Source organism: Xanthomonas hortorum pv. cynarae (assembly GCF_002939985.1).
Taxonomy (GTDB): Bacteria; Pseudomonadota; Gammaproteobacteria; order Xanthomonadales; family Xanthomonadaceae; genus Xanthomonas; species Xanthomonas hortorum_D.
The window spans coordinates 71,860-84,037 of record NZ_MDFM01000002.1 but is presented as its reverse complement, the minus strand read 5'-3'; the positions used below and the strand labels follow the sequence as shown (position 1 = coordinate 84,037).

9 protein-coding genes and 1 other RNA gene are annotated in these 12,178 nt (G+C 62.9%); 3 read left to right on the top strand and 7 right to left on the bottom strand.

What is annotated here, in order from left to right:
• Positions 1 to 3: 3 nt before the first annotated feature.
• The gene (locus XcyCFBP4188_RS01805; protein ID WP_006452679.1) at positions 4 to 612 is read right to left on the bottom strand and encodes a TetR/AcrR family transcriptional regulator; all 609 of its coding nucleotides are present in this window, start codon (positions 610 to 612) and stop codon (positions 4 to 6) included.
• Between the two features lie 137 nt (positions 613 to 749).
• On the opposite strand from XcyCFBP4188_RS01805, the gene XcyCFBP4188_RS01800 reads away from it, so the two are divergent.
• Together XcyCFBP4188_RS01800 and XcyCFBP4188_RS01795 are read left to right on the top strand one after the other, a co-directional pair.
• Entirely contained in the window at positions 750 to 1,673 is a 924-nt protein-coding gene (locus XcyCFBP4188_RS01800) for an alpha/beta fold hydrolase (RefSeq protein ID WP_006452678.1), read from the top strand.
• The gene (locus tag XcyCFBP4188_RS01795) at positions 1,670 to 4,144 is read left to right on the top strand and encodes an acyl-CoA dehydrogenase (protein WP_006452677.1); all 2,475 of its coding nucleotides are present in this window, start codon (positions 1,670 to 1,672) and stop codon (positions 4,142 to 4,144) included. The genes XcyCFBP4188_RS01800 and XcyCFBP4188_RS01795 overlap by 4 nt, the downstream gene beginning before the upstream one ends.
• Positions 4,145 to 4,367: 223 nt before the next feature.
• On the opposite strand, the gene XcyCFBP4188_RS01790 is transcribed toward XcyCFBP4188_RS01795, so the two are convergent.
• From XcyCFBP4188_RS01790 to XcyCFBP4188_RS01775, 3 genes are all read right to left on the bottom strand, one after another.
• Positions 4,368 to 4,721, bottom strand: a complete 354-nt coding sequence (locus tag XcyCFBP4188_RS01790; RefSeq protein WP_006452676.1) for a DUF1304 domain-containing protein — start codon at positions 4,719 to 4,721, stop codon at positions 4,368 to 4,370.
• 861 nt (positions 4,722 to 5,582) lie between these two features.
• Positions 5,583 to 5,659, bottom strand: a non-coding RNA gene (locus tag XcyCFBP4188_RS01780) — sX9 sRNA.
• 60 nt (positions 5,660 to 5,719) lie between these two features.
• Positions 5,720 to 7,084: an NTP/NDP exchange transporter gene (locus tag XcyCFBP4188_RS01775; protein ID WP_043909554.1), complete on the bottom strand. Its 1,365-nt coding sequence runs from the start codon at positions 7,082 to 7,084 to the stop codon at positions 5,720 to 5,722.
• A 333-nt stretch (positions 7,085 to 7,417) separates the two neighbouring features.
• Here XcyCFBP4188_RS01775 and XcyCFBP4188_RS01770 point away from each other — a divergent pair, with 333 nt between their 5' ends.
• Entirely contained in the window at positions 7,418 to 8,797 is a 1,380-nt protein-coding gene (locus XcyCFBP4188_RS01770; protein ID WP_006451457.1) for a serine hydrolase domain-containing protein, read from the top strand.
• 154 nt (positions 8,798 to 8,951) lie between these two features.
• On the opposite strand, the gene XcyCFBP4188_RS01765 is transcribed toward XcyCFBP4188_RS01770, so the two are convergent.
• From XcyCFBP4188_RS01765 to gcvT, 3 genes are all read right to left on the bottom strand, one after another.
• On the bottom strand, positions 8,952 to 9,371 hold the full coding sequence (locus tag XcyCFBP4188_RS01765; RefSeq protein WP_080955290.1) for a histidine biosynthesis protein HisIE: 420 nt from the start codon (positions 9,369 to 9,371) through the stop codon (positions 8,952 to 8,954).
• A 1,086-nt stretch (positions 9,372 to 10,457) separates the two neighbouring features.
• Positions 10,458 to 10,853, bottom strand: coding sequence for a glycine cleavage system protein GcvH (gene gcvH / locus XcyCFBP4188_RS01760; protein ID WP_006451455.1), 396 nt, complete (start codon positions 10,851 to 10,853; stop codon positions 10,458 to 10,460).
• A 141-nt stretch (positions 10,854 to 10,994) separates the two neighbouring features.
• Positions 10,995 to 12,104, bottom strand: coding sequence for a glycine cleavage system aminomethyltransferase GcvT (gene gcvT, locus XcyCFBP4188_RS01755; protein WP_104591531.1), 1,110 nt, complete (start codon positions 12,102 to 12,104; stop codon positions 10,995 to 10,997).
• Between the last annotated feature and the right edge of the window lie 74 nt (positions 12,105 to 12,178).

Genomic DNA, 12,178 nt, shown 5'->3' with positions numbered 1-12,178 from the left:
AACCTACCCCGGAATCAACGTCTGAATCACATGCTCGACGTAGGCTTCGAAGTCTTCGCGGGCCTGCTTGGGTTGCTGTAGTTGCAGCGACAGCTGCAGGAAACCGACGTAGGCGGCGTAGGCCAGGCGGGCGCGGTGTTGGGCGTCGGTGCGGGTGAGGCCGGCCTGGCGGAACGAGGCGATCAGGTAGTCGAGGCGGCGTTGCGAGACGCGGTCGATGACCGGGCGCACGGCCGGGTGGTCGAGTGCCTTGAGCAGTTCGCTGTAGATGACGTGCGGTTTGACTTCGTGCGCGACCAGTTGGAACAGCGCGCGTAAGCGTGCGCTGGGATCCGGGACGTCTTCCAGGCTGCCGAACACCTCTTTTTGTTCGAATATCTCCCAGCGTTCGAGGGCTGCCTGCAGCAGCGCGTCGCGCGAGGGAAAGTGCCAGTAGAAGCTGCCCTTGGTGACGCCGAGCCGGCGCGCCAGTGGTTCTACGGCGACTGCACCGACACCTTGTTCGGCGATCAGGTCCAGCGCGGCCTGTGCCCAATCGTCTGCGCTGAGGCGCTGACCGCGACCGGAACTGGCGCGGGGCGTGGTGGGGCTGGAATCGGTGGTGTCGTTCATTGTGACGATTTAACCATACGCTCGGGTCGATTGCAGTATGCGGCAGAAAATGCAGGCACAACCGCCAGGATTCAATGGCTTAACCATCCATACCACTGAGTATTGACAGTGAGCGCACTAGATCCATACCATTAGGTATGGTCACCTCTTCCTCTAGCCTCGCCTGCATTACGTCTGTCACCAACATCCGTATTGGTGAGACGTTGCTTGCGGTGTCGGCGCAGGGCACGGAGCACGCACCGACCGTGCTGTTGGCACATGGATTCGGTCAGACACGACACGCATGGGAAGGCACGGCCACCGCCTTGGCGGAAGCCGGCTACCGGGCGCTGTCTTACGACGCACGCGGGCATGGCGATTCCAGCGTCAACGATGCTGAGGTGCCCTACTCGGCCACGCAATTCACCGACGATCTGATCGTGCTCGCCGGTGAGCAATCCGAGCCGCCGGTGCTGGTCGCCGCCTCGATGGGCGGGCTGTTTGGTCTGCTGGCAGAGGCGCGCTGGCCGGGTTTGTTTCGGGCGATCGTGCTGGTCGACATCACGCCGCGCTGGGATACGCGGGGCGTGGAGCGCATCCTGCGTTTCATGACTGCACATCCGGGCGGATTCGCATCGCTGGATGCGGTGGCAGACGCGATTGCCGCATACTTGCCGCATCGTCCGCGCAAGACCGCAGACCAGTTGCAGGCCTTGTTGCGGCAGCGTGCCGACGGGCGTTGGCACTGGCATTGGGACCCGCGCCTGATCGACGAACTGGCGGGACAGGATCCGCATACGCAGCAGCAGGCATTGCTGGACGCCGCGTCACAGGTGCGTTGCCCGATGCTGTTGATCAGCGGCGGTTGCAGCGATCTGGTCACACCGGACACCATCAGCGAATTCCTGTCGATCGCCCCGCATGCGCAGCACGTACAGTTGCCCGATGCCACGCACATGCTGGCCGGCGACGACAACACCACCTTTACCGCCACCGTGTTGCATTATCTGGATGCACTGCCCTCGGTTGGCACCATCGCAGCGTCCAACATTACCGAGCATGTCACTGGAGCAAGACCATGAGCATCGTTGCACCGTTCCTCCTCGTCATCCTGGCGGCGGGCATCGCTGCCTACCACCGCATGCGCCTTGCCACCTGGGTCGCGCTGAGCGCCTGTGTGCTGGTGGCCTGCTGGTTGCTGGGTGCCAATCTCACCGCAACCATCGTCGCTGCCGTACTGGTGGTGCTGGTGTCGGCGCCTGTCTTGCTGCCGTTCCTGCGCAAGCCGCTGCTGACCACGCCGCTGATGGGCTTCTTCCGCAAGGTGCTGCCGCCGTTGTCGCAGACCGAGCGCATTGCGCTGGAAACCGGCTCGGTGGGGTTTGAAGGCGAGCTGTTCACCGGCGATCCGGATTGGCAGAAGCTGCTCAACTATCCCAAGCCGCAGCTCACTGCCGAAGAGCAGGCGTTTCTGGATGGCCCGGTCGAAGAGCTGTGCAAGATGGTCAACGACTGGGAGATCACCCACGTCCATGCCGATCTGCCGCCGGAGCTGTGGGACTACATCAAGAAGCAGAAATTCTTCGGCATGATCATTCCGAAGCAATACGGCGGCTTGGGCTTCAGCGCGCTGGCGCACCACAAGGTGATCCAGAAGCTGTCCTCGATCTCCAGCGTGGTCAGCTCCACTGTCGGTGTGCCCAATTCGCTTGGGCCGGGCGAGTTGCTGCTGCATTACGGCACGCCGGAACAGAAAGACTATTACCTGCCGCGTCTGGCCATCGGCACTGAAGTACCGTGCTTCGGTCTGACCGGCCCGTTCGCAGGCTCCGATGCGACCTCGATCCCGGACTACGGCATTGTCTGCAAGGGCGAGTGGAATGGCGCCAACGTGCTCGGCGTCAAGCTCACCTTCGACAAGCGTTACATCACCCTGGCACCGGTGGCTTCGCTGATCGGCCTGGCGTTCCGCATGTACGACCCGGAAGGCTTGATCGGCGACAACAAGGACATCGGCATCACCCTGGCGCTGTTGCCGCGCGAAACGCCGGGAGTCGAAATCGGTCGCCGGCATTTTCCGCTGAATTCCACCTTCCAGAACGGCCCGATCCGTGGCAACGAGGTGTTCATTCCGCTCAGCCAGTTGATCGGTGGCGTGGACATGGTCGGCAAGGGCTGGAACATGCTCAATGAATGTCTGGCGGTGGGCCGCTCGATCACCCTGCCCTCCACGGCCAGCGGCGGCGGCAAGTATGCGGCGGTGGTGACCGGTGCGTATGCGCGCATCCGCAAGCAGTTCGGTCTGTCGATCGGCCGCTTCGAGGGCGTGGAAGAAGCGCTCGCACGGATCGGCGGCAAGGCCTATGCGATCAGTGCGTTGTCGCAGGCAACTGCAGCGGCGGTGGACCGTGGCGATGTGCCGTCGGTGCCGTCGGCGATCGCCAAGTACCACTGCACCACCATGGGCCGCGAAGTGGTCAGCGACATGATGGATGTGATCGGCGGTAAGGGCATCATCCTGGGGCCGCGCAACTTCGCCGGCCGTGCCTGGCAGTCGGCGCCGATCGGCGTGACCGTGGAAGGCGCCAACATCATGACCCGCAGCCTGCTGATCTTCGGCCAGGGCGCGATCCTGTGCCACCCGTGGGTAATGAAGGAAATGAAGGCGGCGCAGGATCCGGATACGCGTCGCGGTCTGGAAGACTTCGATCAGAGCCTGTTCGGTCACATCCGCTTCGGCATTTCCAACGCGGTGCGCTCGTTCTGGTTCGGCTTGACCGGCGCACGTATCGGCGCTGCACCGGGCGATGCCTATACGCGTCGGTTCTTCCGCAAGCTGGATCGCTATTCCGCCAACCTGGCGCTGATGGCCGACGTGTCGATGCTGATGCTGGGCGGCAAGCTCAAGTTCAAGGAATCGCTGTCCGGTCGCTTGGGCGATGTGCTGAGCCACATCTACCTGACCAGCGCGATGCTCAAGCGCTATCACGACGAAGGCGCACCGGCCGCCGATCAGCCGCTGCTGGCATGGGCGTTCCACGATAGCGTGCACAAGATCGAGACCGCGCTGTCGGCCGCGCTGCGCAACTTCCCGATCCGTCCGGTGGGTTGGCTGATGTGGGTGCTGATTTTCCCGCTCGGCCGTCGTGCTGAAGCGCCGGGCGACCGCCTGGGCCATCGCGTGGCATCGATCCTGATGACGCCGAACGAAGCACGCGACCGTCTGGGCCAGGGTGTGTTTCTGACCCCATGTGCCAACAATCCCGGCGGCCGTATCGCCAGCTACCTGGCCAAGGCCGTGCTGGCCGAGCCGGTGGAGCGCAAGTTCCTCAAGGCGCTCAAGACCAAGGGGATCGAAGCACTGGATTTCCCCGCGCAGCTGGATGAGGCCGTGGCCGAAGGCGTGATCACCATAGACGAGCGCAAGCAGCTGGAAGAGTTGCGCGCGATCATGATGGATACCATCACCGTCGACGACTTCGATCCGCATGAGTTGCGTGCGGCCAGCTACTACGACAAGCCGCAGGCACAGCAGCCGCGCGAAGCGGCGTAAGGCGCAGGCCAAGGTGACAGTAGACAACGGCGGGCTTCGGCCCGCCGTCGTTGTTTGTGGAGATTGGCAATCTCGCAAGTGGGTTGCCGCCTTGGTCCTCAGACAGTTACCAGCGGCTACACCTTCGTAGGAGCGGGCTTGCCTGCGATGAAGCTTTACCGGTAACGCCACATCGCGGTCAGGCCCGCTCCTACAGGAAGCGAACACGCTGCTGGCAGAACTTTCAGCGCGGCAACCACACCAATACCAACGCGATCAACGCCGGCAACGCCTGCACAAAGAAGATGCGACGGTTGACGCTATAGGCGCCGTAGCAACCCGCCACCACCACACAGCCCAGGAAGAAGCTCAGCACGTCGGTGCGGGCCTGCAACGCGCCCCACAACAGACCGGCGGCCAGGAAGCCGTTGTAGAGGCCCTGGTTGGCGGCCAGCACGCGTGTGGCCTGCGCCTTCTCGAGGGTATTGCGGAAGGTCTTCAGGCCCAGCGGGTGCGTCCACAGCACCATTTCCAACACCAGGATGTAGACGTGCAGCAGAGCGACGCACAGGCCGGCGACGATGGCGAACAGGGACATGGCAGATTGGCGTAATGAACGTGGCAGCCAGCATAGTCGCGATTGCAGTCATCCGGTCCGAAGCAGCTGATCAAACCTCATGCTGCCGCAAGACGGGCGGAAGAGATGCAAGACCTGCGTGTACGAGTAAAGCGCTGCCATGCGCGCACCGGCTACGTATGTTTGACAGCCGCTGTTTGACAGCCGCGCCGTGGCTTGCTGCCTGCTCCTTGAGTGGCTGATAGAAGGTCGCGAGCTCTCGACCGGTGGCACGTAGGGCGCGCTCAGGATCGGAGTGCCCCGGTGCTACATGCCTCGCCGAACACCGGCCGCGACAGCCTGAAAGTGAGCGCAGCATTTTGTTGCCGCTCTTTGCGTCATCTCGATGGTCCCAAGCCGCGTTGGTCGAGGGCGCGATGCCCTCGCCGCCCGCGGGACACGCCGCAAGTACGTCCATGTAGGCTCGGTGGCTGCATCCATGCCGCCACACGATCCCGCAAGCGGTGAGGACACCGCACCAGGGAGCTGATCGCTAGCTTTGTGAAAAGCGGGCCATCTCTCAGGCTACATCGGCCTGCTGATGCAGGCCGCATCTACATGAGAGTTAGCGAATTGGAAGCACGTCATGCACTGCTTGCACCCTACACACCGACACTCTTGATTGGTCCTTTCCCGCTCACCGTCGCGGGACCTTACGCGGCATGGATGCCGCGTAAGAGCCTACACGGACGTACTTGCGGCGTGTCCCGCGAGGGTGGGCGGGCAAGGGCCCTGCAGCCAGGCCGCAGATCAGCCGCTCTAGCCCTGAGATCATCCGCTCTGCAGGTGAGCTTCAGCACTGTCCAACTACGACAAGGCAACAAAGATTCGCTGCCTTGAAGTGGCTGTAAAAACGTTGCGAGCAATGGCAGGTGGCTGCGGACGGCGTACTCAAAGCCGGCATAGTACGAGTGGTACACGCAGTACCCAGCAACAGTCGCGTCCGCCTGATGGCAGCAAAGTAGTTTTGCCAGCCACTGTTAGTCGGAGGTCTGCCTGACGGTCTGCGCATCGCGCTCGGCAGGCAGTTTGCGCGCCTCGCGCAGCAGACCGAATGCGCCCAGTGTCATGCCCGAGGCCACCAGCAGACCGACGCCGAACACGGCGCTGGAGCCGAATGCCGACACCAGCTTGTGCACCCACACGAAGGTGAGATCGCCACCGCGGTAGATCACGGTGTCGATCGCCGCGCCGGCCTTGTAACGCCATTCCCGGTCGACGCGCGTGTATAAGGTCTCGCGCGCCGGCTTGGCCAGTGCGAACTCGCTGGAGCGCGTGATCACCTGCACGATCGCGATCATCATCGGCAACGGCGAGGCTGTCAGCACGGCATAGCCAAGCGTGATCGCCACACCCGGAATCAACAGCGCCGGTGCGATACCGAAACGCGACAACAGCGCGCGCGTCACCAGCAGCTGCAATACCAGGGTGAGCGCGTTGATCGCCAGATCGATGCTCGCGTAATAGGCGGTGGCCGCCGCTGCGTCCGTGTATAGCCGCCGTACCAGCGCTGCCTGCTCGTTGTAGAGCAAGGTGCCGACGCCCACACCGAACAACACCATGAAGGCCAACCAGCGCAGCAACGGCTCGCGCACGATCAACTTGAGCCCGCCGAGCACATCGCCGCCCATCGGCACTTCGCCGGAGCTCAGCTGTCGCTCCTGCTCGCGCGCAACCGCCCACAAGCGCAGACGCAGCACGCAGACCATGCATACCGTCAAAAACCCGGCCGACACCAGCATCAGATGCGCGATGCCGATGCGCTCGACCAGGGTGCGGGTGAGGATCGGCCCGAGAAACGCACCCAGCGTGCCGGCAGCACCGATGTAACCGTAGTAACTGCGCGCTTCGGCATTGCTGAAGACGTCGGCCATGAAGCTCCAGAACACCGCCACCGCAAACAGGTTGAAGACGGTCACCCACAAAAAGAACGCCATGCCGCGCCCGGGCACGCCGCTATCGAACAACACGTAGAACAGCAACAGGGTCGCGATGAAGAAGCCATACACCGCCGGCAGGAACACCCGGCGCGGATAGCGGCTGACCAATGCGCCGTAGACCGGCTGCAGCAACACCATGATCAGGAAGGTGCAGGTAAACAGCACCTGCAGGGTGAAGTCCTTGAGCGGCATGCCATGCGCGGCGAAGAAGGCGATCATGCCGGTGGGAAAGATCGCTTCCACATCCGCCGAGGCGCTCATCGCCTCGCGCACCGGGCGCAGCACGTAATACCCGCTGAGCAGGCAGAAGAAATACAGAAAACTCCACGCCAGCGTCGGCGAGCTGCGCAACGCGCCGCTCAAACGGCCAGCCGCAGACTGCGACGAAGAAAATCGGCTGGTCATGGTGAACAAATCGCCTGCACAAACGGGCCCGACAGCGTGGACATGGCAGCGGCGGCACCCACGAAGGAAGCGCGCAAGTTAGCCGATGCGGCGCAGCACCACCAGCGCCGCGGCGCAGAACACAACGGACTGATCCTGCATCCAGACGGCACGCCGCTTGCAGCCACATCTGCACAGGTGCCGAGGCGCACTCGAAGCGCTCCGCGCAGCCCGATTTCTGAACCTAAAATCATCAATAGGATCAATATGATGCCCATTCATCTTCTGGCAGTTTGTGCTATTGCGAAGCGCGGCGCTAGAATCGCCGGAGGCAGTGGAACAGGCGGGACAACCATGACTGAAATGCGCAGGCCCCGACGGTTTCGTCCGTTGGCCATCGGGCTGCTCGGGGCGTTATTGCCCCTGGCCCTCTCTTCCACCGCGCAGACGCCCGCGCCAGCTGCCTTTGCGCTGCAGCCGGCCACCGCCGCACAGTCGCCCACCGCTCCGCTGCAGTATCGCGCCTCGCTTCCGGCCAGCAGTGTGCTGGCACCGGCGGCCGGCTTCGATGTGGCCGCGTTCGAATCGATGGCCAATCAGTTGACATACGGCAACCGCGTGCCCGGTATTGCGATGGCGATCGTGCAGGGCGGCAAAGTACTCAGCGCGCGCGGCTATGGCGTCACCGACGTCAATCATCCGCAGCCGGTCGATGGCCACACCGTGTTCCGTCTTGCTTCGCTGTCCAAAGCGTTCGCGAGCACCATGGCCGGCCTGCTGGTCAACGACGGCGTGCTGCGTTGGGACAGCAAGGTGGTCGATTATGTGCCCGGCTTCCAGCTCAGCGATAACGTCGCCACCCATCAGCTCACCGTCGCCGAGGTGCTCAGCCACCGCGTTGGCCTGACCCGCAACGCCTACGACCGCGATATCGAATCCAACGTCGACTACTACTCGCTCAGCCACAAGCTCGCCGCTGCACCCTTGCGCTGCGCGCCGGGCGATTGCTATGCGTATCAGAACGTGGCCTTCAGCCTGGTCGGCGATGTGGTGTTCGCCGCTTCCGGCAGCTTCTATGAGCAGTCGGTGGAGCGCCGCATCTTCAAGCCGTTGGGCATGAATGACGCGAGCATGGGCCTGGCCGGCATCCAGGCCAGCCCGCATGCGGCACGCCCGCATGTGCGCAGCCGCGGCGGTTGGGTGGCACTGACGCCCAAGCCGACCTACTACCGCCTGGCGCCCGCTGCCGGCGTCAACGCCAGCGCCAGCGACATGGCGCAGTGGTTGCTTGCACACACCGGTCACCGCACCGACGTGCTGCCAGCGCCGCTGCTGGCGACGCTGCATGCGCCGTTGATCTCCACACCGGGCGAGATGCGCTCGGGTTGGCGCCACGAGCGTGTGGACGCTGCCAGCTACGCGCTGGGCTGGCGCGTGTTCGATTACGCCGGCCATCAAGTCATCTTCCATGCCGGCGCGGTGCAGGGCTATCGCGGCCTGGTCGCGCTGCTGCCCGAGCGCGACCTTGGCATCGCCATCATGTGGAACGGCGAGAGTGGTCTGCCGTCGGGCATGCTGCCGACCATCCTGGATCGCGCACTCGGCCTGCCGGCCAAGCGTTGGCTGGACATCGATGTGGATGGCGACTTCGGCAGCGAGAACATGCTGGCCGAGCGTCCCGATCCTGCCGGCAAGGGTGCCTCGTCCGGCAAGTCGGTGGCATCGCCGCGCTGAGTTAGCGTTTGCAGCGATTCAAGACAGAGGCGGCTTCGGTCGCCTTTGTTGTTTTTGGCGTTCGCGATTGTTGAGAGCGACCCAATAAAAAAGCTCCCTCCCCGCTGGGCGTCGGGGAGAGAGCTCGATGTTTACGGCGATCGGGTGTTGCAGATCAGATCAGCGGCGCCGGAGTTGCGGGCAGCGCGACCGGAGCGGCCTTCTTCTTGCGAACGGCCGGCTTCTTCTTGGCGACCTTCTTTACGGCAGTCTTCTTGGTGGCGGACTTCTTGGTCGCCTTCTTCGGAGCTGCTGCTTTCTTGGCGGTCTTCTTGACTGCTTTCTTGGCGGCCGTCTTCTTGGTCGCCTTCTTGGCAGTCTTCTTCACTGCCTTCTTGGCGGTCTTCTTCACTGCCTTCTTGGCGGCAGTCTTCTTGGTTGCCTTCTTGGCAGTCTTCTTCACTGCTTTCTTGGCGGTTGCCTTCTTGGCAGTCTTCTTGACGGCCTTCTTGGCAGCAGCCTTCTTCACTGCCTTCTTAGCGGTTGCCTTCTTGGCGACCTTCTTGACTGCCTTCTTGGCGGCAGTCTTCTTCACTGCCTTCTTGGCGGTGGGTTTCTTTTTTGCAGCTTTTTTAGTGGCCATGTAATTGGCTCCTCGTCAGTGAACTATGGAGGTGAAACGCCCAGTTGAACCAAACCCCGCGACGGCATGCCGTCGTCGAGAACCATCCGCAGGTGATGCGCGACGGGACGGATACAGAAACACCCGCATCGAACGGCGACACGGGTGCGTGATCGGAACGACTGCTGCTTTCTTGGAGAGAAGCGGACCCGACTCCACCGTGGATAGCGCTTCGGTGGACATCTGGAACAAGCGTGTCGGCTTGATGTCGATTCTGCTCACTCTCTTTCGCAGCAACGTCTGCTGGGCGAAACCTAATCACGCTTTTTTTTACTGTCAACACTCTTTTGCAATTTTTTTTCAGCCAGCCATCGCAATGCGCCGCGTCGAGGTGATCCAGACAGGCCTTGCACTGGCATGCGCGTGCGAGCGACGCGCGCATTCGTGCAATCGGGTTTTCAGAAAACCACTTCTTTTGTGCTGTTTTTTTGAAGCGGTCAAAAATGCAGCGACTGGATCGGCATGACGGACGCGTCGCGAGGTGCAAGGCAGTGATGTCTCGCGTCGCCTGTCCGCCAGCTGAAAATTTTTTATCCAACGACTGCGCTTGGGGCATCGCATCAGCACAAATGCGCAAACTTATTGCGCTCTTCGATCACCTTGCATGCGTCTGCATGGACGACTCGATGCATGCATGCATGCCTTGCATCGCGTCCAACGATCGACCATCGACGCATGCGAGCGCCAGTTTTTTTCACCACGCACACGCCGCGTCCTCACGATTGGCTCACGCCAGAAATCCGACGCGCCTGCACGCGGACATCCTTCGACGCGGTGGTGGTGATGCGTGCCTGGCGCGTGCGGTGTTTTTCGCTCGGCCGCCGAGCGTGGCGATGGAGACCGGCACCTGGCATGCAGGCATCGTTCGAGGACTCGGCAACGCGGCAGTTCGCTGGCCACTGCAATCGATACCGGCGCGCCGGCGCAGCCTGCCTGGCGTGCAAAAAAAAATGGCCGCTCCAGGAGCGGCCATCCGAGGTTGCGATGTGCCAGGCGCGATCAGTGCGCGTCTTCTTCCAGCAGCTCGGCATAGTCGTCCGGCGACAGCAGGTCGTTGAGCTCTTCCTTGTCGTCGAGTTCGACCACGAAGATCCAGCCGTCGCCGTAAGCGTCTTCGTTGATGGTTTCCGGCTTGTCGCTGAGTGCGCTATTGACCTCGACGACGGTGCCGCTGACCGGGCTGTAGACGTCGGAGGCGGCTTTGACCGACTCCACCACTGCCGCGCCGTTGCCGACCTGCACGGTGTCGCCGACGCCCGGCAGTTCGACGTAGACCAGGTCACCCAGCAAGCCCTGCGCGTGGTCGGAGATACCGACGGTCACACGGCCGCTGTTTTCGACGCGGGCCCACTCGTGGGATTTGAGGAACTTGAGGTCGCCAGGGATCTCGCTCATGTGTGCTCCGGGGAAACTGGGGTTAGGGACAGGTGGCTAGTTTAGACCGCGCGACAAGACAGGTGCACGCGCGTGCAGGACTGCTTGGTTGCTACCGATGTTGCGCGCTGCCGACCGTCTGCACGCCCGGCAGCGTTTGACTCATTGTCCGAGCACGCCGGGCTGTGCCTGGCCATCGCGCACGAACGGAAACTTCACCGCGCGCAACGGCACCTGCTTGCCGCGGATGTCCACGCGCAGGTCGTCGATGCTGCCGGCCGGCACGCGCGCGAATGCAATCGCCTTGCCGAGCGTGGGCGAGAAGGTGCCGGACAGGATCTCGCCTTCGCCGCTGGCGGTGAACACGCTCTGGCCGTGCCGCAGCACGCCCTTCTCATCCATGACCACACCGATGAGTTGGCGTGGCGCGCCCCGCGCCTTTTGCGCCTCGAGCACGGCGCGACCGATGAAGTCGCGGCCTTCGTCCAGGGTGATGGTCCACGCCAACGCAGCCTCATAAGGCGTGACCGCGTCGTCCATGTCCTGCCCGTAGAGATTCATGCCTGCCTCCAGACGCAAGGTATCGCGCGCGCCCAGACCGGCCGGCTTGACGCCTTGCGCGAGCAGCGCGTTCCAGAACGCAACCGCCGCGTCCTGCGGCAACACGATTTCGAAACCATCTTCGCCGGTGTAGCCAGTGCGTGCGAGGAACAGTGCGATGCCATCGCGCGAATGTGTCTGCAGTGCAGCGAAACGGCCGAGCTTGCTGGCTGCAGCGCTGTCGGCAGGATCCACCAGCTCGATGACCTTGGCGCGTGCGTTGGGACCTTGCACGGCGATCATCGCAAAGTCGCTGCGCTCTTCCACGCGCACATCGAAACGTGCGGCCTGCTCGCCGATCCACTGCAGATCCTTTTCGCGGGTGGCGGCGTTGACCACCAGGCGGAAGAACTCTTCGCTCATGAAGTAGACGATCAGGTCGTCGATCACCCCGCCCTGCGGATTGAGCATGCAGGTGTACAGCGCCTTGCCGGAGACCTTGAGCTTGTCCACCGAGTTGGCCAGCAGGTAGCGCAGAAATTCGCGCACGCGCGCGCCGTGCAGATCGACCACGGTCATGTGGCTGACGTCGAACATACCGGCGTCGCGACGCACCTGATGGTGCTCGTCCAGCTGCGAGCCGTAATGGATCGGCATGTCCCAACCGCCGAAGTCGACCATCTTGGCGCCGAGCGCACGATGGGTGTCGTTGAGGATGGTCTTCTGGGTCATGCGCGCCGGTCCAAGGGAAAAGAAGACCATTATCGCCGCCCGGCCGCGCTTGCGGGAACGGCGTGTTCGCCGCG